Raw genomic sequence first — 26,272 nt, forward strand, 5'->3', positions numbered from 1 at the left:
CAGTCGCCCAGGTAAGCAAGTAAGCGCACCAATCAGTGCGCCAATAAGCGCGCGTTGATGCAACAGGGCGGTGGTGCGCCACCGCCTTGGCAAGATTTAGTCCGTCTTGGTCGCCGCGACATTGACAAGCGTCTCACGACGTTTGCCAGGCTGCGGGTGGGTCAGGCCGAGGCGTTCGAGCAGGCCGAAGTCTTTCGCGCGGCTCCACCAGAGATACGGCAGCGAGACGTTGTGCTGATCGAAGCGGAAACCGCCGTGGCGGATCATGTCGAGGTAGCCGTCGGCGCTTTTCTGCACGTGCATGGGATGACGGAACAGCAGCCGGATCACCCACGATTTGATGTACGCGTCGGTGGATTCGGCGAACAGCAGGATGCCGCCCGGTTTGAGCACGCGGCGGAATTCGGCGAGCGCGCGGTCCTGCTCGACGAGATGGTGGAAGGTTTGATGGCAGAACACGATGTCGGCGCTGGCATCGGGCAGCGGCAGTTGCGCGCAGTCGCCTTGCAGCACTTCGATATCGGCGAGCTTGTCGCAGCAGGCGTGGGCTGCATTAGCGGCAAGCGTCAGCGATGGCTCGTGATAATCGACACCGACAATGCGGTGCGGCTTGAACGCGTCGGCGAGCAGGTGGAACGAAATGCCCTGCCCGCAGCCGACGTCAACGATGACCGGCGCGGCAGGCAAGGGCGCATCGATCAGGCGTTTGAGGTCGTTGATCGCGACCCGTAAAACATGATGTTCCCATGTATAGGTACGCAGGAACCAGATCCCGAAGGCCGTTTCCGGCACGAAAGGCACACTGGATGTTTCGGATGGCGACACGCTGGGCTCCCCCGACGGAATATTGTTCTTGCTGGGTGTTCTCGCTGAGATACGCGTAATTGTAACGAGAAGTAAGGATGCAGCGTATCGCTGTTCCAGGCAAGCAAACGATTGAGGCAACCTTGAGTACACATTCGTCAAAGCGCATGACCGTCGACGTAGGGATCATCGGCGCGGGTCCGGCAGGCGCGGTCGCAGCGGCGCTATTGCGCAAAGCAGGCCGCTCTGTGCTGGTGCTCGAGCGCCAGCATTTCCCGCGCTTCTCGATCGGCGAGAGTCTGCTGCCGCAAAGCATGGCCTACCTCGAAGAGGCGGGCATGCTGCAGGCGGTGGTCGAAGCCGGTTTCCAGTACAAGAACGGCGCGCATTTCGTTCACCGTGGCCAGTCGTCGGCGTTCGACTTCCGCGACAAGCATTCGCCGGGTTGGGGCACCACGTACCAGGTCGAGCGCGCGGTGTTCGACGACATTCTGATTCGCTGCGCGGCGGAGCAGGGCGCCGAGGTGCGCTTCGGCCATACGGTCCGCGCGATGCAGACGGGCGAGAGCGGCCACAAGCCGGTGCTCGACGTGATCGACGAAGCGGATAACGCCTATGAAGTGGAGGCGCACTTCGTATTTGACGCAAGCGGATTCGGCCGCGTGCTGCCACGCTTGCTGAACCTTGAAGCGCCCACGCGCATGCCGACACGTGCCGCGATCTTCACGCATGTGCAGGACGGCATTCCGGCTGGCGCGACCGACCGCAACAAGATCTGCGTGGCGACGCACCCGGAGCGCCGCGACGTGTGGTTCTGGATGATTCCGCTGGCGGGCGGCCGTTCGTCGGTGGGTTGTGTCGCCGAGGCCAGTTTCCTCGATGTGCCGGAAGCGGAACGTGACGCGAAACTTCGCGCGTTGATCCAGCAGGAGCCGACACTCGGGCCGTTGATCGGCAAGGCGCCGTTTCTGATGCCGGTGCGCCACATCGGCGGCTACGCGGCGAATGTCGAGCGTTTGCATGGACCGGGCTATGCGTTGCTCGGCAATGCGGGCGAATTTCTCGATCCGGTGTTCTCGTCCGGTGTGACGATTGCGTTGCGCTCGGCGCATCTCGCGGTGCAGACCTTGAACCGGCAACTGGATGGCGAACAGGTCGATTGGTCAGCGGCTTACGACGTGCCGTTGCGCAAGGGGATCGATACGTTCCGCGCCTTTGTCGAACGCTGGTACACGGGCGAGCTGCAGGACATCATTTTCTATCCGGACCAGACGCCGTCGATTCGTCGCATGATCAGCGCGGTGCTGGCGGGTTACGCGTGGGATGAATCGAATCCCTACGTCGCCGATCCGGTGCGGCGACTGAATGCGTTGCATGATGTGTGTACGCATCGTTGAGCGGCACATTGAACGGCATGAGCAAATAAAAGCGGCGCTTCATTCAAGAAGCGCCGCAGTTCGTCGACCAGCGCGTGCCGGCATCCGCAGCGTCGCCTATATCTCCGACGAGCGTCGTCTTGCCGCAACCAGGCGGGCCGACGAGCGCCACGGATTCGCCGGGCGCGATCGACAACGACACGCCCCCGAGCACTGCGGGCTCGCCGTCCGTAGAGTCGACAAACATTGCGAACTCGGGAAGATACGTAATGGCGTGATCGAACACACCAACAGGTAACGCGACTTCCGGAAGCCAGTAGATGCTGTTTGAATTGACAAGGACCGGGGCGCTTTTGATGCCCTTAGCAGCCAGCAACGCCTCGAACAGAGTCACGTGGTCCTTGCAATCGCCGTAAACAGCGGTCAGAACGGCGTCGGCACTGTGCGGCACGACGCTTCCAATGCCAAGGTGAACGGCTACGTACCGCACGTGCGTGCTGATCCAGTTATACAGAATTTCGGCTTGCTGCCTGCGGTCCTCCACGTCACGCGTGAGTTTGTCGGCAAGCGCCTGGATGGCGGGCGTAATCCGCGCCATCGGGGCGGCGCGTTCGAGATACGCTTTACCCACGGCCGCGAAATCCACAAATGTACTGACTGCGATACGCGGACTGTAGTCGACATCGCTCACTGACGACATTTCCGGCTGGCGTGCGTGGCAGTTCGCCAGCGACCATTTCCAAAGCTGCGCGCCGGGCTGATCCGACGCCACTAGTCCGCCGGGCAAATGGACTGCGTCGACATGCAGATTCATGGATAGCGGCGCCCGAATCGTCAATTGCACCGACTCCCTAAACTCTCCGTCGCTGAAATACTCAAGCACAAAGAAATGCCCAGGAAACAATGGTTTTCTTTGTATTCTCTGATAATGCAACGTCAGCGTAGATCCAATTCCGACGCCAGGAAAGACAATCACTTTGACCTTATTGTCATCGAACATTGGCGCATGGGCGCTCTCGGCAGCTTTGCTGCTCGATGACGTCGTCAGGCGAAACGTCGATACGACGACCGTCACTCGTAATCGTGCAGGCGCGTATCACCGTCAGATCTTCCAGAGAGCTGCTGTAGCTCAGCGATATTTGGCTGCACTGGCGTACCCCCTGATCTGTCTCGATACGGATACGCTCAATTACTTCCTTCGTGTAGGTGCCGTCTTCGCAAACATCGTATGCAATGTTTTCGAGAACGCGGATTACGTTTGGCCGAAAGTTTGCCGTGTTCATAAGTTTTGCGATTGAGGAGCGTAATTCGAGCTTGCGATGGTACGTGAACCCACTAATGAAAAACCACGCTGCGACACTCCGCCCGTTGCGAGTTTGACGATGGGGGGCCTTGCATCAGTGGATCTTTTGCATCGATTCAGCCAAGGGTGGCGCTCGCAGTTCAGAACGGATCTTCTGCGATAAGCGGAGGCAAAGAATGAAAAACAAAACCCCACGCTCCGAGAAGCGTGGGGTTGGTCAGCAGCCTGCGGGCTTCTTTCGAGAAGCGCCGTTTTTTTTCAACTACCCGGCTGGATTAACTCAAGCGTCGGCTGAGCAATTAGAGGATCAAGCCGCGATCTTCGCCGTACGCGGCGCATGCTGACGCACGTCGTCGCGACGATGCACGCGCTTGCCCGCGGCATACGTTTCGTAGATCGCGCGGTCGTCGCCGAGCAGTGCGAACGCGAACAGCAGTTCTTCGAGCGATTCGGTGCGTGCGGTACGGCGCGCGAGCAGCGGCGTGGCTTGCGGATCGAGGACGACGAAGTCGGCCTCCGACTTCGGCTTCAACGTGCCGACCTTGTCCGCCAGATCGAGCGCTTCGGCCGCACCCGCAGTGGCCAGATAGAACATACGCGTGGCCGTCAGATGATGGCCGGTCAGCCGCGCGACCTTGTGCGCTTCATTCATGGTTTGCAGCATCGAGAACGAGGTGCCGCCGCCGACGTCGGTGGCCAGCGCGATCGGCATGCCGGCTTCGTCGGCTTTGTCGAAGTCGAACAGGCCGCTGCCGAGGAACAGGTTCGAGGTCGGGCAGTGCGAGGCGACTGTGCCGGTTTGCGCCATGCGCTTGCGGTCTTCCTCGTCGAGGTAGATGCAATGGCCGTACACCGCGCGGCGACGCAGCAGGCCGTAGTGATCGTAGATGTCCAGGTAGCTGCGGTGTCCCGGGAACAGATCGGCGACCCATTTCACCTCGTCGGTATTTTCGGCGACGTGGCTCTGAATAAAGATGTCCGGATGCTTGCCCGCCAGCACGCCGCACGCTTCGAGTTGCGCTTCGGTCGAGGTCGGCGCGAAACGCGGCGTGAGTGCGTACATCTGACGGCCACGGTTGTGCCAGCGGCCGATCAACTCGGCGCTGTCGTCATAGCCCGATTGCGCGGTGTCGCGCAGAAACTCGGGGCAGTTGCGGTCCATCAACACCTTGCCGGCCACCATGCGCAGATTGCGCGCTTCACTTTCGGTGAAGAGGGCGTCGGCCGATTCCTTGTGGACCGTGCAATACACGAGCGCAGTGGTCGTGCCGCAAGCCAGCAGTTCTTCGACGAAGAAGCTCGCCGTATCGCGCGCATACGCCGGATCGGCGAAGCGCCGCTCGGTCGGGAAGGTATACGTGTCGAGCCACGGCAGGAGACCTGGCGCCGGCGAGGCGATCATGTCGGTCTGCGGATAATGAATGTGCGTATCGATGAAACCCGGCACGATCAGCTTGTCGCGCATCTCCTGCACCTGGGTGCCCGGTGCGAGTTGCGACGCGAGCGCGGCATACGCGCCCGCTGCGACGACATGGCCGTCTTCGACGATCAGCAAGCCGTCCTCGTTGAAGACCGCCGCGTTGGGCGATTGCGCAGGATCGCCATTGAAGGTCAGCAGTTGCGCCCGGAATGCTGATTGTGCCGATTGAGTCATGAGAAAAACCGTCTCCGTATTTGTGAGGAGCTAAACAGCGCAGACGACGGCTTGATTCTGGTTCTGAAACGAACCCGTGCCGCCGCCGGCTGCTATTCATTGGCCCGTCAGTGCGGGCCGCCTGGATGCCAGTGCGCGTCGAGCTTCGCGATCAGTTCGCTGCGTTGCTCGGGCGTGACGAACGACGCTTCGAAGCTGTTGCGGATGATCGTGTAGACCTCGGCATCGTTGAGCTTCAACGCGTCGATAGTGGCGAAATAGTTGGCGTTCACGTAACCACCGAAATAAGCCGGATCGTCGGAATTCACCGTGACGGCGACGCCGCGATCGAGCAGGTCCTTCAATGTGTGTTTGGTCAGGTCGTCGAACACGCAGAGCTTGAGGTTCGACAGTGGGCACACGGTTAGCGCGACGCGCGTATCGGCGAGGCGCGTGACGAGTGCGGGATCTTCGATGCTGCGCACGCCGTGGTCGACGCGATCCACCTTCAGCAGATCGAGCGCTTCGTAGATATACGACGGCGGCCCTTCTTCGCCCGCATGTGCGACCAGCTTCAGACCGAGCGCGCGTGCCTGGGCGAATACGCGTTCGAACTTCGACGGCGGATGACCACGCTCGGACGAATCGAGACCCACGCCGATCAGGCGATGCTTGTATTGCTCGAACAGCGGCCGCGCTTCTTCAAACGTGGCGAGCGCGTCTTCTTCCGACAGATGGCGCAGGAAGCACAGAATCAGTTTGCTCGACATGCCGCGCTTTTCCGCATCGGCGAGCGCGCGTTCGATACCGGCTACGACGGTTGCGATCGGCACGCCACGTTCCGTATGCGTCTGCGGATCGAAGAAGATTTCGCTGTGGATCACGTTGTCAGCGAGGCAGCGTTCGACATACGCCGCCGTCATGTCGTAGAAGTCCTGCTCGTGCAGCAGCACGCTCGCGCCGGCGTAATAGATGTCGAGGAACGATTGCAGATCGGTGAACGCGTACGCGGCGCGCAAGGCTTCGATCGAGTCGTACGCAAGCTTCACGCCGTTGCGTTCGGCGAGCGCGAAGATCAGCTCGGGTTCGAGCGAGCCTTCGATATGGATGTGCAGCTCGGCCTTCGGTGCGCGAGCGGTTTTCTCGACGAGTGGCGTAGGGGTGGTGGTCGTTGTAGTCATGGTCGGTCAGGAGTTCGTTGGAGTCGGTTCGCGCCGGATGCGGGATGCAGGACAGGATGCAATCGCTGTGGGGCGGCAGGTCGATTGTGCGGCAAATCAGACCGTCTGCGCCGCATGCGCGCCCGCATTCGCCTCCACGGCCTGCAACACCTGGGCGGCCGCCGAGATCGCAATGATCTCCGGCGACTTGTCGACGATACCGTCGACGCCGAGCGGGCACTTCATCCGCGCAATCTGCGACGGATCGATGCCGCGCGCGGCCAGCCGATGTTCGAATTGCTTGCGCTTGCTGTGCGAGCCGATCATGCCGAAGAACGCGAAATCGCCACGCCTCAGAATGCGCTCGGCCAGCTCGAGATCGAGCGCATGGTTGTGCGTCATGACGATGAAGTACGTGTGCGGCGCGGCCTGGTCGATGGCCTCGTCGGGTGCGTCGTTCGGATCGATCTTCACGTTCGGCGCATGCAGCGTTTCCGCGGGCGGAAACTGCGCGTCGCGCTCGTCGACCCAGCGGACCGTGCAAGGCAGCGTGGCCAGCACGCGAACCAGCGCCGCGCCCACGTGACCGGCGCCAAACAGTACGACCTGGAAGTCGCCTGGTGCGATGGTTTCGGTGAGCAGCGCGCCGCTGTCGTCGAAACCTGCGCCGTCCCACAGCAGGCAGTCAGAGGCATCGACGCCCGGTTCGGGGTCGGACAGCATCACCGCATCCGGTGCGGAGCCGAATGATACGCTACGCACCGTCGAAAGACCTGCTGCCACGCGTTTCGCGAGCGACGTGATCCAGCCGAGGTCCCCAATGTCGAGGCGCTCAAAGGCGAGAATCACGGCGCCGCCGCAGCATTGGCCGAGACTGGGTCCAAGCGCGAAGCGTTCGAGGCGGCGCATGTGCGGCGAGCGCATCCCGTCGCGCAACACCTGGCGCGCGGTCTCGATGGCTTTCCATTCGAGGTGTCCGCCGCCGATCGTGTGTTTGGCCGAATCGCGCGTGACGATCATCTTGGTGCCGGCTTCGCGGGGCGCCGACCCTTCGACGCGTGCGACCGTCACCAGCACGGCGGCGTCGCCGTGCGCGAGCAGTTGTTGCAGGTCAGGTAGCCAGGCTTGCATCCGGCGGTTCTCCATACGTGGCCGCGCGGGGTGTCCGTGCGGCCGGTTGAGTGTGGCGGGACGCGTTCGTGTCGCGTCGGGCCTGTGCTTAAAGTTGCTTAGCGTTGTTCAACGTTTCGTCAAGTTGCTAAACGGGCGTGCCGGCGGATGTGGCTGTGACTGTGACGGCCGCTTCCGTCGGTTGTTCCGCCGGTTGTTCTGTCGCGGGTTGCGTCGTCGTACCAGGCGATTGCAACGCGTCCAGCGCGTCGAGAATCGCTTCGGGCGTCGCCGGCGCGCGCAATTGCGGCGCATTCTCCGCGTCCGGCACCGCAGCCGCGATCGCGTCACGAATCGCGAGGAACACCGAAAACGGCAATAGCAAAGGCGGCTCGCCCACGGCCTTCGAATGAAACACGGTCGGCTCGGCGTTCTGATTCTGATAAAGCTGCACGTTGAACGCCGCGGGTGTATCGCTCACCGCAGGAATCTTGTACGTCGACGGCGCGTGCGTCATCAGGCGGCCATCGCGGTTCCACCACAATTCTTCCGTGGTGAGCCAGCCCATGCCCTGAATGAAGCCGCCTTCCACCTGCCCGATATCGATCGCCGGATTGATCGACTGACCGGCGTCGTGCAACACGTCCGCGCGCACCAGTTTCCATTCGCCCGTCAGCGTGTCGATCACCACTTCCGACACCGCCGCGCCGTACGCAAAGTAATAGAACGGGTGACCGGTCAGCGTTTTCGCATCCCAATGTACTTTCGGCGTCGTATAGAATCCGTCCGACCACAACTGCACACGCGCCAGATACGCTGCGGCGACCAGTTGCTCGAATGGCATCGCACCGCCGTTCACCGACACTTCACTGTTGGCGAATTCCACCGCGTCGGCAGTGCCGCCGAGTTGCTTCGCGGCGAGTTCTGCGAGCCTGACGCGAATGGTCCGCGCGGCGGCTTCGGCGGCTTTGCCGTTCAGGTCGCTGCCGGTGGATGCTGCGGTCGCCGAGGTGTTGGCGATCTTCGACGTATCGGTCGCCGTCACGCGCACGCGCGAAAGCGGCAAGCCGAGCTGATTCGCGACGACCTGTGCGACCTTCGTATTCAGCCCCTGGCCCATTTCGGTGCCGCCGTGATTGACGAGCACCGAACCGTCTTTGTACACATGCACCAGAGCGCCGGCCTGATTCAGAAACGGCACGTTGAACGAGATGCCGAACTTCACCGGCGAGAACGCGAGGCCGCGTTTGAGCACCGGACTTTTTGCATTGAACTCGGCGATCGCTGCGCGGCGCGCACGGTAGTCGCTGGTTTCCAGCAACGCGTCGGTTAGAGGCGCGATGATGTTGTCTTCGACGCGTTGTCCGTACGGCGTCGTGTCGCGTTCGCCGATACCGTAGTAGTTGGCGAGCCGCACATCGAGCGGATCGCACTTCAATTGACGCGCGATGCTGTCGAGCATCACTTCCATCACCAGCGCGCCTTGCGGGCCGCCAAAGCCGCGAAACGCGGTGTTCGATTGCGTATTCGTCTTGCAGCACAGCGCGACGATGTCGACGTCGGACAGGTAATACGCGTTGTCGAAGTGACAGACAGCACGGGTTGCGACCGCACCGGACAAGTCAGCGGAATAGCCGGCTCTCAAGGCGATTTCAACGCGCGCGCCGAGAATGCGGCCGCTATCGTCGAAGCCCGCTTCGTACTCGTAGACCGCGTCGTGGCGCTTACCGGTGATCATGAAATCGTCGTCACGATCGGCGCGCAGTTTGACCGGCCGGCGCAGCAGTTTCGCCGCCAACGACGCCACGCACGCGAACACCGCCGATTGCGATTCCTTGCCGCCGAAGCCGCCACCCATCCGCCGGCATTCGCACACGACGTTGTGCGCCGGCCAGTCGAGCATATGCGCGACCACCTGCTGCATTTCGCTCGGATGCTGCGTCGAACTGTAGACGAGCATGCCGTCCATTTCCTTCGGCACGGCGTAAGCGATCTGCCCTTCGAGATAAAACTGTTCCTGGCCGCCGACTTCGAACGTGCCGCGCATTTTATGCGGCGCAGCGGCGATTTTCGCATCGGGTTCGCCGCGTTTCAGATGCAGCGGCGGCAGGACGAACTGCTTGTTAGCCTTCGCTTCGGCAGGCGTGAGGACGACTTCAAGCGGTTCATATCGCACGACGTCGTCGCTTTTGGCCAGCGCTGCGGCGCGCCGCGCGAGCTCGTGACTTTCGGCGATCACCGCGAACACCGGTTGGCCGAGATACAGCACTTCGTCGACGGCGAGAATCGGATCGTCGTGCAGCACCGGGCCGCAGTTGTTCTCGCCGGGGATGTCTTCGGCGGTCAGCACCGCGATCACGCCAGGCGCTTTTCTGACGGTGTCCAGATCGAGCGACACGATCCGCGCGTGCGCGTGCCGCGACAGCCCAAGGGCGGCGTGCAGCGTGCCTTGCAATTCGGGGACGTCATCGGTGTAGGTGGCTTCCCCGCTCACATGCAGGGTGGCGGATTCGTGCGGCAATGACACGCCAATCGCCGTCTCGCTTTCCTGAGCGGCGGCGTGTGTTCCAGCATGTTCGACGAAAGCATCGGTCCGGTTCATCACGACGACTCCTTCGCAACGGCCGCGTCCGGCACGCCGGCTTCGTACGCGAACGCATTCACGTCGAAGAGGGCGAGCGGCGCGTCATCGCGCGTTTCGAGGTGGAAGCGCCACAGCAGGTTGCGCGCCACCTTCAGTCGATAGGCGCTCGAGGCGCGCATGTCGGTGAGCGGCTGGTAATCGGCGACGAGTGCGTTCATCGCTTGCCGCGCGGTGCTTTCGTTCCATGTTGCGCCGTTCAGCACGGCTTCGGTTTGCGCAGCCCGTTTCGGCGTCGCGGCCATGCCGCCGAACGCGATGCGGGCTTCCCTGATCGCACCGTTTTCGCCGAGGTGCAGCGCGAACGCGGCGCACACCGCGGAGATGTCCTGATCGTAGCGCTTCGACACTTTGTAGGTGCGGAAGCGCAGATCGCGCGCCGGACGCGGCACACGCAGCGCCGCGACGAATTCGCCGGCCGCGAGCGCGGTTTTCTGATAGCCGAGGTAGAACGCGTCGAGCTTCAGCGCGCGGGTTTTGGCGCCGTGGCGCAGCACGACTTCGGCGCCTAGCGCGAGCAGCGCCGGCATCGAATCGCCGATCGGCGAGCCGTTTGCGACGTTGCCGCCGAGCGTGCCGGCATTGCGGATCGGCAGCGACGCGAAGCGCGTCCACAACTCGGCCAGTTCTGGGTAATCGACGGCGAGCGCCGCGTAGGCGTCTTCGAGCGTGACTGCGGCGCCGATTGTCAGCGTCTGCGCGTCGCGTTCGATCGCCTTCAATTCGGCGACGTTGCCGATGTACAGAATGTCGCCGAGATCGCGGAACTGCTTGGTGACCCACAGGCCGACGTCGGTGCTGCCGGCCAGCAGGCGTGCCTGCGGATGCTCGGCGCGCAGTCTGGCGAACGCATCGAGCGTGACCGGTGCATGGAAAGTGGGCGAGCCGAACGCGGCGCCGCGCGTATCGGGCGCGCTGTACTCGAAGGTGTCACGGCGTCGGATCTCGCGCAGTTTGTCGGCGACCGCCTTGCGGTCCAGCGTCACGCGTGGGTATTGCGGGTAGTCGAACATTTTCTGCGACGCGTCGACAATCGGCCGGTAACCGGTGCAGCGGCATAAATTGCCGGACAGTGCGGCGTTGATTTCATCGCGGGTGGGCAGGCCGGCGGCAGCCGGCTGGTTTTCGTACAGCGCCCACATCGACATCACGAAGCCGGGGGTGCAGAAACCGCACTGCGAGCCGTGGCAATCGACCATGGCCTGTTGCACGGGGTGCAGGGCGCCGTCGGCGGCGCGCAGGTCTTCGACGGTGAAGAGGGCTTTGCCGTCCAGCGTCGGCAGGAACTGAATACAGGCGTTGACCGCTTTCAGCGCGACGCCGCCTTGCGCATCCAGTTCACCGATCACAACCGTGCAGGCGCCGCAGTCACCTTCCGCGCAGCCTTCTTTGGTGCCCGTGCAATGCAGATCCTCGCGCAGGTGCTGAAGCACGGTGCGCGACGCCGGGACGCCCGCGACCTCACGGACGGACCCCTGGTGATAAAAGCGGATGGTTTGCGTTGTCATGGCGAATCCGAAAGACAGTGCGGACCGGGCGCGCGTTACGCATGGGGTCGCGCCAAAGCCGGCCTCGCGCACGTAGATCGCCATCCAGTTCCGAAGATAGCATTACCTTGTCCCGAAAAGATTTCCCAACTCGCATGAAGCTTATTCGGAAGCTGTCATGTGATAAGTACGATTCGCGCCGTGCCAGGAAGTTGCGTGGGGCGGGGTGGGTGGCGCAAAGCCTTGAGGGACGGGGTACCGACGTGAAAACGCCGGCCTTCAACCCGTCATAAAAGACGGTTCGAAGGCCGGCGTCGATTCAGTCAGATCGACCGGCAGCGCAGATCAGGCGATCCGGCGGCGATTCTTAACCAGGCTCAGCGCCAGCGGCACGTAAGCCACTACGAAAGCAACCAGTGACCACATCGGCAGCGACAGGCCCAGAATCGGCGGATAGGTCGTCTCGCAGAGCCCGGCGACCTTGAAGACGCCCGGCAGCCAGTGCGCGGGCGGCAAGCTGTCGACTACCGGCTGCAGCGCGTCGAAACCGCAGCTGAAGCCCGGATTCGCCTGAACATACACGTGCCGCGCGGCGGTCACGATGCCGCCCAATGCCGATATGGCCGCCAGCACTTCCAGCAGCCGTACGCCGCGCCAGCTGTTGAAGCGCGCGCCGAGGAACGCAAAAATCGCGATCAGCAGGAAGAAATAGCGCTGGATGATGCACAGCGGGCAGGGGTCTTCATGCAACCCGTATTGCAGATACAGCGCGCCGGCGACGAGGCCGACGCAGATCAGGCCAAGCAGAACCAGCAGGGAGCGCTCGCGGCGCAGCATCGCATTGTCGTTATTCATGGATCGTGTGGCTGTCTGGAAACGGAAAGGGCGGGGTGCCCGCGATTCTAGCGCGAACCCCCGCCCTGGCGCTTATCGCGCATTTAAGTCGCAATCCCGCTCGGCCTCTTATTAGGTCCCGATCAGCGAATTGCTTTGAGCACCGCTTCGGCGCCGCGGCCGATGGCCAGCAAGGCGTCGTCGGCGTGCGGCGCGCCTGCCAGCATCAGACCGACCGGCGCGTCGCCGCGCAGATGGCAGGGCAGCGACAGCGCGCAGGTGTCGAGGAAGTTGAACGCGCTCGGATTGCGCAGGATCAACGCATTGGTGCGGCCAAAGGCGTCGTCGTCGTGGATCAGATCGGCCACGCGCGGCGGCACCACCGGCACGGTGGGCGCGACGACCGCGTCGAAACGCTGCCACAGCGTGCGCGCGGCTTCGTCGAGCATGGCCTGGCGCTCGGCGAGCAGGTCCAGATAGTCGGCGGCGCTCGCGGGTTGGCCCTTCAGGATGCGCACCAGCACGCGCGGATCGTACTGCTCGCGGTGCTTTTCCAGCAGCGGACGGTGCCACGCATACGCCTCGATCGGCGCAAAGCCGAAGCGGTTGATCTCGGGCAGACGGTCGAGCGGCGCGAAGCGCACTTCGGTGACGATCGCGCCAGCCGCTTCCAGATGCTTGAGCGCCGTGTCGATCGCGGCGGCGACCGCTGGTTCGACGCCGTCGGTCACGAAATTGGTCAATACGCCAAGGCGCACGCCTTCGAGCGGCCGGGCTGCCGGAATGCGTGGCTCAAGCCCAGCCAGCATGCGGTCGACCAGCGCGCAGCACGCGACCGAGACGCCGATCGGCCCGAACGAGTCGAGCGTCGGAGAGAGCGGCACGCCGCCTTGTTTCGGGATGCGGTCGGCGGTCGGCTTGAAGCCGGTCAGGCCGCACAGCGCCGCCGGGATGCGGATCGAGCCGCCGGTGTCGGTGCCGAGCGCGATGGCTGCCATGCCGTCCGCGACCGACGCCGCCGCGCCCGACGACGAACCGCCCGAAATCCGCTCATCGCCCTTCACGCCGCGCTGATACGGCGACAGCGGATGCCCGTAGTGCGGGTTCAAGCCGAGTCCGGAAAACGCAAACTCGCTCATATTGGTACGCCCGACGATCACCGCGCCCGCCCGTTTCAGGCGCGCGACCGCGACCGCGTCCTCTTTGGCGGCGGGCGCATCGGCCAGCGCCACGGAACCGGCGCGAGTTGTCTGACCTTCGATGTCGAACAGGTCTTTGACCGACACCGGAATGCCGGCGAGCGGCGAGAGGACGGTGCCGGCGGCGCGCAGGCGGTCGTGCGCATCGGCGGCGGCGCGGGCGCTGTCGGCGTCGACGTGCATGAAGGCGACCGCGCCCTGGCCGGCCGGATCGGCGATTCGTTCGAGCGCGGTTTCGACGAGCGTGCGGCTCGTGGTGCGGCCGGCAGCGAGGTCGGCGGCAAGCTGGGCTAGCGGCGGGAAGGGCGTGAATTCAGTGGCCATGGTGTCGGGAGAATCCGGTTAGATGCGCGGTTAGCTTGAGATCACTTTGTGGCGGGTCCCCACTGACTGGGCAGTCGGGCCCGCGTTCGGGGTCAGTCAAATCCGGTTGAATAAGGTCGCGCGGAACGCTTCGATATGCTTTTGCACCGATTGACGGGCGCCTTCGGCATCGCGTTCGCGCAGCAGGCGAAACAGTTCCAGATGTTCTTCGTGGACGTCTTCGAGATGATGCGGCTCGGACAGTGAAATGAACCAGAAGCGCAGCGAGCGTTCATGCAGCCCCCGTAGGATGTCGGCCAGCACCGGATTGCGCGACGCCGCCGAAATCGCCAGATGAAACTCGCGGTCGATATCCATCATGCCTTCAATATCGTGCGCGGCGACACAGATCTTCGAGCGGTCGAGCAACGCCTGCATGGCGTCGAAATCGTGCTGCTGCGCGTGGCGCGCGGCCAGTTCGACACAGTAGCTTTCGTTGACGAGCCGCACGTCGATGATTGCCAGCACATCGTCGAGCGAAACCGGGCGGACCATGATGCCCTTTCTCGGCATGATGGTGAGCATGCCTTCGTGCACTAGCCGGTGCAGCGCCTGATGAACCGGCGTTCTGCCGATGCCGGTCAGCACTATCAATTCCGCTTCGTTGAGTACCTCGCTCGGCCGCAGGCGCATCGTAATGATCTCGCGCTTGACGAAGGCATAGGCCTGTTCAGCGAGACTCGCCGTGGCGGTCTCGCGGGGGGTACTGGAACGGCGGGCAGTCTGCAAAAGCGTCATGTGAAGAGGGAGCGGGCGGTGTCGTCCGCATTGTAGAGCAAGGTTTTGCGCGGACGGCGCCTGGCGGGAGGTTGCTCACCGGCGCGGTCTGTGCGTGACGCGTCGTCCTCACGTCACGGAAATCACAGAAATTACGGAAATCACAGAAATCACAGAAATCACAGAAATCACAGAAATCACAGAAATCACAGAAATCACAGAAATCACGGAAATCACAGAAATTACGGCAATCACCGCGTGTCAGGCGCTCCTCGGCGTCGCCGCCGCGGCGTGCTGCACCTTGACTCGCGGCATCATCAATGTGACCAAGCCGCCGACGATCAACGCCCCCGCGATCAGCACCAGCCCGAAGGTCACGCTATGCGTTGCGTCCTTGACGATGCCGAGCACGTAGGGGCTCACATAACCGGCCAGATTCGCAATCGAGTTGATCACGGCGATGCCGGCAACGGCTGCAGTGCCTTGCAGGAACGTGGTGGACATCGACCAGAAGATGCCGAAGCCCGCCAGAATGCCAATATAGGCGATCGACAAACCGGTGACGGCGAGCGGAATCGAATTGGTCACCGAGGCGCTGCCGAGCAGGCCCGCCGCGCCGATGAAGCAGCACACGGCGTAGTGCCAGCGCCGTTCGCCTGTGATATCCGACGAGCGGCCGATCAGAATCATGCCGATGCCCGCCGCAAGGTAGGGAATCGCGGTGACGAAGCCGTTCGTGACGAGGTTGGTGACGCCGAGGTCTTTGACGATCTGCGGCAGCCAGAATGAGAAGCCCGCATTGCCGGTGATGAGGCAGAAGTAGATCAGTGTCAGCAGCCAGAAGCGGCCCGAGCGCAATGCAACAGCCAGACTATGCTCGGCGCCGGCAGCGGCAGCCGCCGTGTTTTCGCGTGCGAGGCGGCTGAGAATCACGCGTTTTTCGTCGTCGGTGAGCCAGGCGGCTTCGGCGGGCGTGTTGCGCAACACGGCGAGCGCCCAGAAGCCGGCGAGGATCGACGGAATGCCTTCGATCAGGAACATCCACTGCCAGCCGCGCAAGCCGTGCGCGTCATGCAGCGCCGACATCAGAAAGCCCGACAACGGCGCGCCGATGATGCCCGCGACCGGAATTGCCGCCATGAAGACGGCGACCATCCGCGCGCGCCGGTCGGACGGAAACCAGAAGGTCAGATACAGCACCACGCCCGGCACCAACCCGGCCTCGGCGACGCCGAGGAAAAAGCGCAGCACATAGAACATCGTTTCCGAGCGCACGAACATCATCAGACACGACAGCAGTCCCCACAGCATCGTGATGCGGGCGATGGTGGCGCGCGCCCCGAACTTCTTCAGCAGCAGATTGCTCGGCACTTCGAACACGAAATAGCCGAAGAAAAAGATCCCCGCGCCGAGTCCGTACGCCGCGTTCGAGAGGCCGAGGTCGCCGGTGAACTGCAGCTTCGCGTAACCGATGTTGACGCGGTCCAGGTAAGACAACACGTAGACGAGAAACAGGAACGGCATGATGCGCCAGGTGATCTTGCGCAGGGCGGCGGCTTCGAGCCACGCGTCGGAAGACGCGTCGGCGTTGGCGGATAGCGAAGGGGGATTCATGGGTGCCTCATTCGACGATAGGTAGCGCGCGCACGCGGTAGGCGTGCCGCAGCGTGCGGTTCAGGATGGGGTCGTGTAGTTCGAGTTCGAGCGCGTCGCCGTCGGCCATGCCGACGATGCCGCCTTGTACGGCTAGCGTGCCGCAGAACATCGCGGCGCCATCTGCGACGGGCGCGCGTTCCAGCAGATCGGCGGCCGGCAGCAGCGAGGCGACGCTGCCCTGCTGGTAGACACGCCGCTCACCATTGTTTGTCACTGCGAAAGCACGCAGTTCAAGCTGGTCCCAGTGGCCGGCCACATCGTCGAAACGCCAGGCGTCGCGTGCGACCGGCTTCGGGCAGACCTGTTTGGAGACGGTGACGCCGTAGGCCTCGACTTCGCGGTCGGTATGGTCGGAGCCGACGGTCACGAGCAAACCCGCCTTGGAGCGCACCAGCACGCACTCGGCTTCACCGCTGGACTTCACGCCGACCACGTCGATCTGTTCGGCCTGCGTCAGCAGTTCCGCGCCGAGGCGGTAGAAGCAGGGCGTGGCCGACGGCCGCTTCACACCGAGTTCGGCCAGTTCGGCGATGTGATGCTCGATCGCCGCCGGGTCGCGCCCGGCCCAGCCGGCGATCGTCAGACGATTCACTTCGACGATATCGGCGCGACTGTCGCCGGAACGATCTACCACGTTGAAAGACACCTGCTGCATCACTCGACTCCCAAGAAGATATGCGGCAAATATTATTGTGATATTTCACAGGTGTCCAGCGTGTCAAAAAAATTTCGGGTCGACGGTCCCGCCCGTGAGGCTCGTGATCCGGCCAATCCCACGCCCTTCTGACGTTTGCGCGATTCGGTGCCCGATTCGATGCATAGGCGCGTGCGTTACACTGCGTTTTTGAGACATTACTTTTTGTAAGGGACGCATCCATGCATCATGGCATCGGCTTTATTCAGGATCTGGCGGTCGTGATGGCGCTTGCCGGCGTCGTCACCGTGCTGTTCCATCGCCTGAAACAGCCGGTGGTGCTGGGCTACATCGCCGCGGGCGTGATCATCGGGCCGTACACGCCGCCGTTCCAGCTGATCCACGACGAGCAGACCATCCAGACGCTCGGCGAACTCGGCGTGGTGTTCCTGATGTTTTCGCTCGGGCTCGAATTCAGCCTGCGCAAGTTGTTCAAGGTCGGCGCGACGGCGATCGTCGCGGCGCTTTCCGAAATCGTGCTGATGCTGTGGATCGGTTACGAGATCGGCAGCGCGTTCGGCTGGAGTCCGATGGACTCGCTGTTTCTCGGCGCGATTCTCGCGATCTCGTCGACGACCATCATCGTCAAGGCGCTCTCCGAGTTGGGCCTCAAGCGCGAGAGCTTCGCGCAACTGGTGTTCGGGATTCTGATCGTCGAGGACATTCTCGCCATTGCGATGCTGGTGCTGCTCTCCGGCATTGCGCAGACAGGGCAGTTGAGCGCGGGTGTCGCCGTGGTGACGCTCGGCAAGCTGCTGCTGTTCATGACGGTGTCGTTGGTGGTGGGCATTCTGGTCGTGCCGCGCGCGTTGAACTACGTGGCCCGTGCCAAAAGCGACGAAATGCTGCTGGTGTCGGTGCTCGGGTTCTGCTTCGGCTTCTGTCTGCTGGTGGTAAAGCTCGATTACAGCATTGCGCTCGGCGCCTTCCTGATCGGCGCGATCATGGCCGAGTCGCGCCATCTGCACCGGATCGAGCACCTGATTGCGCCACTGCGAGACGCTTTCTCCGCGATCTTCTTCGTGACGATCGGCCTGATGCTGAACCCGGCCGTGCTGGTCGACTACGCGTGGCCGATTGCGGTGATTACAGTGGCGGTGATCGTCGGCAAGATCGTTTCGTGCGGGCTCGGCACTTTTCTCGCCGGCAAGGACGGGCGCACGGCGATGCGGGTCGGCATGACCGTCTCGCAGATCGGCGAGTTCTCGTTCATCATCGCGTCGCTCGGCCTGACCTTGAAGGTGACGAGCGCGTTTCTGTATCCGATCGCGGTAGCCGTCTCCGCCTTGACCACGCTTTTCACGCCTTACCTGATTCGCGCCGCCGATCCGCTGACGCAGCGCCTCGGGCAGGCGATGCCGCGCACGCTCGCCAACGTGTTCGGCATGTACGGGCAGTGGCTGCGCAGTTTGAGCACCGGAACCGGCGAGCCGACGCTGTTCAGCATGACGCGGCGGATCATTTTGCAGATTGCAGTCAATCTCGCGCTGGTCGCGGCGATCTTCCTGATCGTGTCGTATAGCGCCCCGTACACCAGCACTTTGCTCGCGCACTGGATGGCTTCGGAGCCGATGCAGCGTGTGGTGCTGTGGAGCATCGCGCTGGTGCTGTCGATGCCGTTCCTGGTGGCGGTCTATCGCAAGACCAAGTCGCTCGCGCTGTTGCTTGCCGAGGTGAGTGTGCAGCCGGCGACAGCGGGGCGCTTCACCCGTGCGATCCGTTACGCGATCTCCGACCTGGTGCCGGTGGTCTCGATGGTCGGCGTGTTTTTGCTGGTCGCGGCGCTCTCCAGCAGCATCTTGCCGCCCACGGGCCTCCTGACCGTGGTGCTGGTTTGCGCCGCGCTGCTGCTGGCGCTGGTCTGGCGCTGGTGCGTGAAAATCCATGCGGCGATGCAGATCGCACTGCGCGAAACTTTCGAAGAACAGCCGGATCCTTAAGTTGGACGGCCCAGCGCCTTGGCCCGCAACAATGTGAGCAATTGTGTGCGGGTTTGCCGGGCTTGCCGCGCTAGCGGATAATCAGGGCATATTCATTCGTTCGCGTGGAAGGCGCCTGTCTGACTGTCATGAGCGAAAACAAACCTGAAAACGCCGGCAAGCCCGGCAGCCCATCGTCGCCTTCGGGGACGCCGTCGCCCTCAACGCCGTCCGGCGCAACGCCTGGCGCGTCGAAACCTGACATCTTGCCGCCTGAGCCGGCGGCCACGCTACCGCTCTCCCATGAAGATTCCATCCAGTCCCCGATCAAGGACGTGGTGACGCCGTCGGCTGCATCGCCGGCTGTCGAGGAGGCTGCGGAGGAGGCCGCGGTGAGGTCCTCGACCGACGACCCTGACAGCGCGTCCACTGTCACGCCCACCGATCCACAAACGGCGCGGCAACGCGACGCGGCCGAAGCGCGCAGGTCGGCGGCTGAGTCGACTGCACAGCAGGAGGCCGCGGTTCATGAGCGCGACGCAGCTAAAGCGGGACATGCCGCCGAAGGTCAAGCTTCGCGTCCGGCTACGCTCGAAAGCAGTGGACCGCTCGCCGGCGAATTGAGCGTGCCGGCTGACGAGGCAGCCCTCATGGAAAAAGCGGCAGAAGCAGCCGCTGCCACTCGCCCGGCCGGCTCGCCGCCGCCGGGTTTCGGCGCCGCGCCTGACTTCACTGCATCGAACCCACCGCCGCCGAACGCGTTGCCACCGTCGCCGCCGCGCTATCTGAAGCAAAGCGATTCGGCGTGGACGGTGTTCGGCCGCATTATCGCGGCGCGCGCGCGTCAACTGTTCGACCGCGCGGGCCAAAGGATCACGCAGCGCACGCTGCGCATCGGCGTGTCGGCGCGCATCTTCCACCCGGAGCCGGGCGCGAAGGGGCTGCGGGGCAAGACGCTGCAATACCTCGAGGAATCGATTGCGCACTGGGTGATGTCGCGCGACGTGCTGGTGTTCATGATTCCGACAGTCGGCCATCAGGGCATGCTGCACCCGAGCAATATCCGTTTGCGCGACTATGCGAAGCATCTTGACGGTCTGCTGCTGCAGGGCGGCGCGGACGTCTCGCCGCAGTCATACGCGGAACAGGCGACGAACCCCGAGTGGCCGGGCGACCGCGTGCGCGACATGTACGAACTTGAACTGCTGCATGAGTTCATCGAGTCGGGCAAGCCGGTGCTGGGCGTATGCCGCGGCTGCCAGTTGATCAACGTGGCGTTTGGCGGCACCCTGTACCAGGACATTGCCACCGAAGTGCCGACGGCCGGCGCGCACGTCAACGAGCACTACGATCAGCATCGGCACAGCATTCATTTCCCGGACGGCTCGACCCTGGCCAATATGTTTCCGGGCCGGCGCGAGGCAATCGTCAACTCGATTCACCATCAGGCGGTCAAGACGCTCGGCCGCGATCTGAATATCGAGGCCGTGTCGGCGTCGGACGGCATCATCGAGGCCGTGCGCTATCGGCGTGCACCGTTCGTGATGGGCGTGCAGTGGCACCCCGAGTTTCATCGCGCGGGCGGTCCGGAGTTGCTCGATTGCACGCCGTTGCTCGATACCTTCCTACGGGTGGCGCGCGAAACACGGTTTTGAAGCTGCGGTTTTAAGGCTGCGTCTTTAAGCCGCGCCTTCGGGTCCGGTCTTTCAAACCCGATTCTTGCGAGGCGTTGCCGCCATGCTCGGCGGCGCGCCTCGTGCGCCTGTTTTTCTCACGCCGCTTTCCCTTCATCTTCGCTTTTCTGTCCGGGCGTCAACTAGTTGTTCGCCGGTCATTAGCGGCGTGTTATCAAGATAGTCAGGATGACGAGTGATTGTCGACCGGGATACGCAGGTCGCTCGAAAATTCGCTGGGCGATGTCTCTGACGGATCTTATGCGGTCTTCACTTCATCGGTCTTGTGCGAAATGGATTTCACGCAGGTCGAGCGATCTATTCATCGGGTTACCTATCTCCATATTGTTGCTCTGCTTGATGTTGGATTCTTGCGAACGCTACGCAGATTAGGAAACGTCCGCATGAGTCAGATTGTTGCGTTTTTGTCTTATCCGAAATCTTTTATTTCGCGACTGGCGCGTCCATCCGGCCAAATCATTCGTTATCGATTTATCTCGATTTAAAGTCCGTCAGTGCGACACCTGAATGCTTCGCTTAACGGCTAATCCGCGCGATAATCTACGGCTGTTTTGGATTTGCATGGAGCATGCACGTATGAAGTATCCCTTAATAGTACGGCGCGCCATGCTGCTCGCGACCTCGTGTGCGCTGTTGCAGCATGGTGGTTTCGTGCTGGCAGCGCAAAGCGACGAGGCCGCCCCTCGGGTCGGCACGCGGCCGGCCATGAACACGCTAACGCCGCAACCGGTCGCCGCTGCGCTGCGCAGTGCGGCATCAAGCACGTCGGCTACCGCCGGCGATGCGCAAGGCAATGTTGCCGAACTGATGCAGATGATTCACGACGCGAAGCTGAGCGAATTGCGCACCACGTATAACGGCAGTTACGGCGCGAGTCTGTTTTTCTACCCGCAAGAAATGACGTATTACGTCGCGCTCTTTCAGGACAAGCATTTCTGGCGCGTGATCAAGTCGGAGGACGTAGGCCGTGCAGAAGCGGTCTACGCCGGCTTCGTCCAGCAGACCGCGCAACTCGCGAACGTCGAGATTCGCCGCACGCAGTTGCAGGCGCAGAAGGCGTATATCGAAGACATCATCGCCATGTCGGAAGATCGCGCCAAGCGGCTGCAGGCCGATCTCGACGTCGCGCGCACGCAGCAGGCCAAGGTCAACGACTATCAGCGCCAGACGCAAGGCGAGGCGGTTGCGTTGCACGCGGAAAAGGAAAAGGCGCAGGCGCAGTTGCGTCAGGTGCAGGGCGAAGTGATGCAGTTGCAGCGCCAGACCGAGTTCGGATTGCCAACACAGAAGTAGGCGTACGAGTGTAAAAAACCCGGCAATTTTCGCGGCCGGGCTCAGACTGACGACCAACCCCACGTTTTTCGGAGCGTGGGGTTTTGTTTTTTGCGCTCCGATCCTGCGGTGGAATCGCGTAGCGGGACCGTAGCAAATGCGTTCGGCAAATATTCAGGCGATGCGGGGACAGTTCCCGTCGGGTCGCTACGTCCTGAATCGGAGCAGCCTTGGATGACGATCAAACCTGGCGCGCCTGGTTTATCGATCCAGCCGGTACACGTAGCGCAATGCAGTAATATCCACGCCGCCCATATGATCCGGTTCGGCGCCGACGAACTGCCAGCCTTGTCTCTCGTAAAAACCGATCGCCGGTGTGTTGCCTTCAAGCACGTAAAGGTACAACTGCGTCTCTCCTTGCGCGCGAGCCCAGTCTTCGGCTGCGCGCATCAAAAGCTTGCCTGCGCCGATGCCCTGGTGCCCGGGCAGCGCATGCAGGTTGTCGAGCAGGACACCCCACGCGGACTCCGGTTGTTGTTCGACGCAGACGAAACCGATCGGCTCGCCCGCGAGTTCGGCGATCAGGACGATGCGGCGCTCGCCGCCCGGTGCGCGCAGGCGCGCTTCCCAATAGGCGGCGCGCTCCCGCGTCACTTCGCCGTCGAGAAATGCGTCCGGCAGCAGGCCGCGATAGGTCGCCTGCCAACTGGTGCTATGGATCGAGGCGATCAGTGCTGCATCCGCGAGAGTCGCAGGGCGCAGCGAAAGTGCGCGGGAGGTTTGCATCGAAATGGTGGTCAACGCGAATTGCCTGTCTGCAAAAAGTTTACCGCAAGGGTGAGCCAGCGCCATCTGTAATGAAACTGTATGGAATGCGCGACGGTGCCATGAACGGTAACATTACGTGTTGTGGCTGCCGGCGGTTTCACAACGTTTACCCTGATACCGCGCGAATGCATTCAGAATGAAAATGCAGCGCCCCCGGCGCGTTCTATTAAATTGCCTGTGGCATCCGCTTGCCGAACGCAGTGGATCGTTTCAACTGCCTGAGCGCCGCCAGTCTGCGTGGCGACGGGCTAATCAGAGAGTGTCATGTCTACTGCGTCACACGCCGCTTCCTCATCACAAGAATCCAAGGTCAAGACAGTTTTCCGTGTGGTCAGCGGCAACTTTCTTGAGATGTACGACTTCATGGTCTACGGCTATTACGCGTCCGCGATTGCCAAGACCTATTTCCCGAGTGGCAACGAATTCGCCTCGCTGATGCTGTCGCTGTCGGTATTCGGCGCGGGTTTCCTGATGCGCCCGCTTGGCGCAATCGTGCTGGGAGCCTACATCGACCATCACGGCCGGCGCAAAGGCCTGATCCTTACGCTCGGCCTGATGGCGCTCGGCACGCTCACGGTCGCCGCGATTCCAGGCTACGCGACCATCGGTGTACTTGCCCCGGCGCTCGTGCTGTTCGGCCGGCTGCTGCAAGGCTTCTCCGCCGGGGTCGAACTGGGCGGCGTGTCGGTCTATCTGTCGGAGATCGCCACCAAGGGCAACAAGGGCTTCTATTGCGCGTGGCAGTCGGGCAGCCAGCAGGTTGCAGTGGTGTTCGCCGCGCTGATCGGCGTGGTGCTCAACAAAGTACTGCCCGCTGACCAGATGACAGCCTGGGGCTGGCGCGTGCCGTTCCTGATCGGCTGCCTGATCGTGCCGTTCCTGTTCCTGATTCGCCGTTCGTTGCAGGAAACCGAGGAATTCAAGGCGCGCAAGCATCATCCGAGCATGGGCGAGATCATGAAGACGATGGCCGCGAACTGGGGCATCGTGCTGGGCGGTATGGGCATGGTCATCATGACCACCGTGTCGTTCTACATGATCACGGCCTACACGCCGACCTTCGGCAAGGAAGTGTTGAAGCTGTCGTCGATCGATACGCTCGTCGTCACCGTCTGTATCGGTTTGTCGAACCTGGTCTGGTTGCCGCTCGCGGGCGCATTGTCGGACCGCATCGGCCGCCGTCCGGTGCTGCTGGCCTTCACGATTCTGACGATCATCACCGCATATCCGGCGCTGCAATGGCTGGTTGCCGAGCCGTCGTTCGTTCGCCTTCTGGCGGTCGAGCTGTGGTTGTCGTTCCTGTACGGCAGCTATAACGGTGCGATGGTGGTGGCGCTGACCGAAGTGATGCCGGTCGAAGTGCGGACCGCCGGTTTCTCGCTGGCCTACAGCCTTGCTACGACGATCGGCGGCTTCACGCCGGCCATCTCGACGCTGCTGATTCACACCACGGGCAACAAGGCAGCGCCGGGCCTGTTCCTGGGCGTGGCGGCGATTTGCGGCTTGATCGCGACGTTGGTGCTGTATCGCACGCCGGAGTCGCGCAATCAGTATCGAACGGCTTAAAGGGTAAGCTTAAGGTTCACCGTTCATCCGGACAAATAAAACCCCCGCGTTCTCACACGAGCGCGGGGTTTTTTCTTGGGAGTCGCAACGGCAACGGGTTTCGATGAGCCTGGCCTCGCTAACCGCGGCGCAATTCGTTTGCCACTGCCTCCACCACGTCGTCCCACGCGCCGGGTTGCGGCTGGCGCAGCAGCGTTGCACCCGGATACCACGGAGTGCGCGTCTCGCCGACGAACCAGCGCCAATCCGCGGCGAACGGCAGCATCAGCCACAGCGGTTTCTTCAGGGCGCCGGCGAGGTGAGCGATCGACGTATCGATCGACACGACCGCGTCGAGCCGCTCGATGATCGCTGCGGTATCCGCAAAATCCCCGATCCGTTTGTCCAGGCGATGAATCGACGCCGCGCGCGGGTGCGCGTCGAGCGCCGCGCGTTCTTCGGCGCTCAGTTCAGGTTGCAGCACGATCCAGTCGATCCCTTCGAGCGCGAACAGCGGCGCGAGCGCGGCGAGCGGCATCGAACGGGTTTCGTTCTGCTGGATGCGTCCTGACCACGCAATGCCGATCTTGCGCTTCGCGTGACCGCCGAGTGAACCACGCCATTTGCGGCCGTAAGCCTGCGGTGCGCTGAGATAGGGCGTGCGGGCGGGAATCGTGTCGTAGGTTGTGCCGAGCGCGAGCGGCAAGCTCAGCAACGGGCATTGCAGATCCGCCGCTGGACGCGGTGTGCCCTGGGCGATCAGCGTTACGCGCCAGGCTTGCGCGGCCGGTGCAAGCAGCGGCAGCAGCTGCGGCTGCACTTCGAGTACAACGCGCGCAGCACGCTGCGCGGCCAGTGGCACAAAGCGCACGAATTGCAGCGTATCGCCGAAACCCTGCTCGGCATGGACGAGGAGCGTGCGTTGGTCGATCGGCTCGCCATGCCAGCGCGGCAACGTCTGGATGACCGGCTGCGCGGTAGTTTGCAGCCGCCATTCGTATTCCGGCAGCCCATGCGCGAAATCGCGCAACGCGAGCCAGGCCAGCGCGCGGTTCATGTGCGCGGACGCGAGATCGGGGCGCAAGCGCAGCGCCTGATCGAAGGCCCGCACTGCCGCGGCGTGCGCGCCGAGCGCTTGATGTGCTGTACCGAGGCTCAGCCACGCGATCGCGAATTGCGGATCGAGACCGACCGCGCGCTCGAGATACGGCAGCGCTTGCGCATGGCGTCCCAGCGCCGCGAGCGCGTTGCCGAGTCCGAAGATGGTGGGCGGCAGGTTCGGCTGCAAGGCGAGCGCCGCCTGGAAAGAGGCGACCGCTTCTGCGTGGCGGCCGGTGGCGTCGAGCGTATTGGCGAGATTGAAGTGCGCGGCGACGAAACGCGGTTCGGCTGCCAGCGCCGCCTGAAAGCGCGGGATCGCCTCGTCCGCGCGATCGAGCGCGTTCAGCGACATGCCCATGTTGTTGAGCGCGCCCGCGTGCCCGGGGCGCAGTTCGAGCGCGCGCTGGAACGATGCGATCGCTTCCGTATGACGGCCGAGCGCATGCAACGCGTTGCCGAGATTGTTATGCGACGAGGCGTCGTTCGGTTGCAGGCGCAACGACTTCTCGAAGGCATCAGCGGCGTCTTCGTGGCGGCCTACCGATGCGTACGCATTGCCCAGGTTGTAGTGCGCCATCGGGAAGGACGGCGCCAGCGTGAGCGCATTGCGGAACTGTTCGATGGCGTCGTCTATCTGGCCCAGCGCCTTCAGCGCATTGCCGAGGTTCAGCTGCAGTGCGGCATCTTCTGGGCGCAGGTTCACCGCGCGCCGCACGAGCTCGGCGGCTTCGGCGTGCTGGCCCTGCTGGTGGCGCAGGACGCCCAGCAGGTGCAACGCATCGACGTGCACGGGATTGCCGTCGAGCGTCGCGCGATAGCCGCGTTCGGCGTCGTCGAGGCGGCCGTCACGATGCGCCGCGAAAGCGCGGTCAAATACTTGTTGCATGACGGAGGGATGGGATTTCGGGTAGGACGAACGCTGCATTTTCCCACACT

Annotated in this window: 21 protein-coding genes; 6 read left to right on the plus strand and 15 right to left on the minus strand. The window is 62.9% G+C overall.

All coding sequences use genetic code 11. The annotated features are described in order from the left end of the window. Positions 1–96: 96 nt before the first annotated feature. Positions 97–825: a class I SAM-dependent methyltransferase gene (locus HHL24_RS21035; RefSeq protein WP_169487337.1), complete on the minus strand. Its 729-nt coding sequence runs from the start codon at positions 823–825 to the stop codon at positions 97–99. Between the two features lie 122 nt (positions 826–947). On the opposite strand from HHL24_RS21035, the gene HHL24_RS21040 reads away from it, so the two are divergent. Continuing rightward, positions 948–2,201, plus strand: a complete 1,254-nt coding sequence (locus HHL24_RS21040) for an NAD(P)/FAD-dependent oxidoreductase (RefSeq protein WP_169487338.1) — start codon at positions 948–950, stop codon at positions 2,199–2,201. A 43-nt stretch (positions 2,202–2,244) separates the two neighbouring features. Here HHL24_RS21040 and HHL24_RS21045 read toward each other — a convergent pair whose 3' ends face one another. Next, the gene (locus tag HHL24_RS21045) at positions 2,245–3,180 is read right to left on the minus strand and encodes a DUF3857 domain-containing protein (protein ID WP_230417522.1); all 936 of its coding nucleotides are present in this window, start codon (positions 3,178–3,180) and stop codon (positions 2,245–2,247) included. After that, the gene (locus HHL24_RS21050) at positions 3,170–3,463 is read right to left on the minus strand and encodes a DUF3857 domain-containing protein (protein WP_169487340.1); all 294 of its coding nucleotides are present in this window, start codon (positions 3,461–3,463) and stop codon (positions 3,170–3,172) included. Before HHL24_RS21050 ends, HHL24_RS21045 begins: the two co-directional genes overlap by 11 nt. Before the next feature lie 196 nt (positions 3,464–3,659). Between HHL24_RS21050 and HHL24_RS21055 the strand changes: the two genes are divergently transcribed. After that, on the plus strand, positions 3,660–3,827 hold the full coding sequence (locus HHL24_RS21055; RefSeq protein WP_169487341.1) for a hypothetical protein: 168 nt from the start codon (positions 3,660–3,662) through the stop codon (positions 3,825–3,827). Here HHL24_RS21055 and guaD read toward each other — a convergent pair. The 10 genes from guaD to HHL24_RS21105 all read right to left on the minus strand — a co-directional run bounded on the left by guaD (position 3,791) and on the right by HHL24_RS21105 (position 16,938). Beyond that, positions 3,791–5,137: a guanine deaminase gene (gene guaD / locus HHL24_RS21060; protein WP_169487342.1), complete on the minus strand. Its 1,347-nt coding sequence runs from the start codon at positions 5,135–5,137 to the stop codon at positions 3,791–3,793. The genes HHL24_RS21055 and guaD overlap by 37 nt on opposite strands. A gap of 107 nt (positions 5,138–5,244) precedes the next feature. Continuing rightward, on the minus strand, positions 5,245–6,297 hold the full coding sequence (locus tag HHL24_RS21065; protein WP_169487343.1) for an adenosine deaminase: 1,053 nt from the start codon (positions 6,295–6,297) through the stop codon (positions 5,245–5,247). Between the two features lie 96 nt (positions 6,298–6,393). Next, positions 6,394–7,407, minus strand: coding sequence for a xanthine dehydrogenase accessory protein XdhC (xdhC, locus tag HHL24_RS21070; RefSeq protein WP_169487344.1), 1,014 nt, complete (start codon positions 7,405–7,407; stop codon positions 6,394–6,396). Positions 7,408–7,534: 127 nt separating this feature from the next. After that, a complete protein-coding gene (gene xdhB / locus HHL24_RS21075; protein ID WP_169487345.1) occupies positions 7,535–9,988 on the minus strand; it encodes a xanthine dehydrogenase molybdopterin binding subunit in 2,454 nt (817 codons plus the stop codon). Continuing rightward, entirely contained in the window at positions 9,988–11,535 is a 1,548-nt protein-coding gene (xdhA, locus tag HHL24_RS21080; RefSeq protein WP_206002957.1) for a xanthine dehydrogenase small subunit, read from the minus strand. The genes xdhB and xdhA overlap by 1 nt, the downstream gene beginning before the upstream one ends. 324 nt (positions 11,536–11,859) lie before the next feature. Beyond that, positions 11,860–12,369 (minus strand): disulfide bond formation protein B, encoded by a 510-nt coding sequence (locus HHL24_RS21085; protein ID WP_169487347.1) that lies wholly within the window; start codon positions 12,367–12,369, stop codon positions 11,860–11,862. A 122-nt stretch (positions 12,370–12,491) separates the two neighbouring features. Beyond that, a complete protein-coding gene (locus HHL24_RS21090; protein ID WP_169487348.1) occupies positions 12,492–13,871 on the minus strand; it encodes an amidase in 1,380 nt (459 codons plus the stop codon). Between the two features lie 96 nt (positions 13,872–13,967). Further along, a complete protein-coding gene (locus HHL24_RS21095; protein WP_169487349.1) occupies positions 13,968–14,648 on the minus strand; it encodes a GntR family transcriptional regulator in 681 nt (226 codons plus the stop codon). Positions 14,649–14,888: 240 nt separating this feature from the next. Further along, on the minus strand, positions 14,889–16,241 hold the full coding sequence (locus tag HHL24_RS21100; RefSeq protein WP_169487350.1) for an MFS transporter: 1,353 nt from the start codon (positions 16,239–16,241) through the stop codon (positions 14,889–14,891). Between the two features lie 7 nt (positions 16,242–16,248). After that, a complete protein-coding gene (locus tag HHL24_RS21105; protein WP_169487351.1) occupies positions 16,249–16,938 on the minus strand; it encodes a DUF2848 domain-containing protein in 690 nt (229 codons plus the stop codon). Positions 16,939–17,159: 221 nt separating this feature from the next. On the opposite strand from HHL24_RS21105, the gene HHL24_RS21110 reads away from it, so the two are divergent. The 3 genes from HHL24_RS21110 to HHL24_RS21120 all read left to right on the plus strand — a co-directional run bounded on the left by HHL24_RS21110 (position 17,160) and on the right by HHL24_RS21120 (position 21,883). Continuing rightward, complete coding sequence (locus tag HHL24_RS21110; protein WP_169487352.1) at positions 17,160–18,917, plus strand: cation:proton antiporter; 1,758 nt, start codon at positions 17,160–17,162, stop codon at positions 18,915–18,917. A gap of 128 nt (positions 18,918–19,045) precedes the next feature. Beyond that, a complete protein-coding gene (locus tag HHL24_RS21115; protein ID WP_169487353.1) occupies positions 19,046–20,551 on the plus strand; it encodes a gamma-glutamyl-gamma-aminobutyrate hydrolase family protein in 1,506 nt (501 codons plus the stop codon). A gap of 615 nt (positions 20,552–21,166) precedes the next feature. Next, the gene (locus HHL24_RS21120; RefSeq protein WP_169487354.1) at positions 21,167–21,883 is read left to right on the plus strand and encodes a DUF2968 domain-containing protein; all 717 of its coding nucleotides are present in this window, start codon (positions 21,167–21,169) and stop codon (positions 21,881–21,883) included. 240 nt (positions 21,884–22,123) lie between these two features. Here the strand turns inward: HHL24_RS21120 and HHL24_RS21125 are convergent, their stop codons facing one another. Continuing rightward, positions 22,124–22,648: a GNAT family N-acetyltransferase gene (locus HHL24_RS21125; protein ID WP_169487398.1), complete on the minus strand. Its 525-nt coding sequence runs from the start codon at positions 22,646–22,648 to the stop codon at positions 22,124–22,126. A 306-nt stretch (positions 22,649–22,954) separates the two neighbouring features. On the opposite strand from HHL24_RS21125, the gene tcuC reads away from it, so the two are divergent. Next, a complete protein-coding gene (gene tcuC, locus HHL24_RS21130) occupies positions 22,955–24,256 on the plus strand; it encodes an MFS transporter (RefSeq protein WP_169487355.1) in 1,302 nt (433 codons plus the stop codon). A gap of 118 nt (positions 24,257–24,374) precedes the next feature. On the opposite strand, the gene HHL24_RS21135 is transcribed toward tcuC, so the two are convergent. Next, positions 24,375–26,222, minus strand: a complete 1,848-nt coding sequence (locus HHL24_RS21135) for a tetratricopeptide repeat protein (RefSeq protein ID WP_169487356.1) — start codon at positions 26,220–26,222, stop codon at positions 24,375–24,377. Between the last annotated feature and the right edge of the window lie 50 nt (positions 26,223–26,272).

The organism is Paraburkholderia polaris (assembly GCF_012927345.1).
In the GTDB taxonomy this organism is placed as follows: Bacteria; Pseudomonadota; Gammaproteobacteria; order Burkholderiales; family Burkholderiaceae; genus Paraburkholderia; species Paraburkholderia polaris.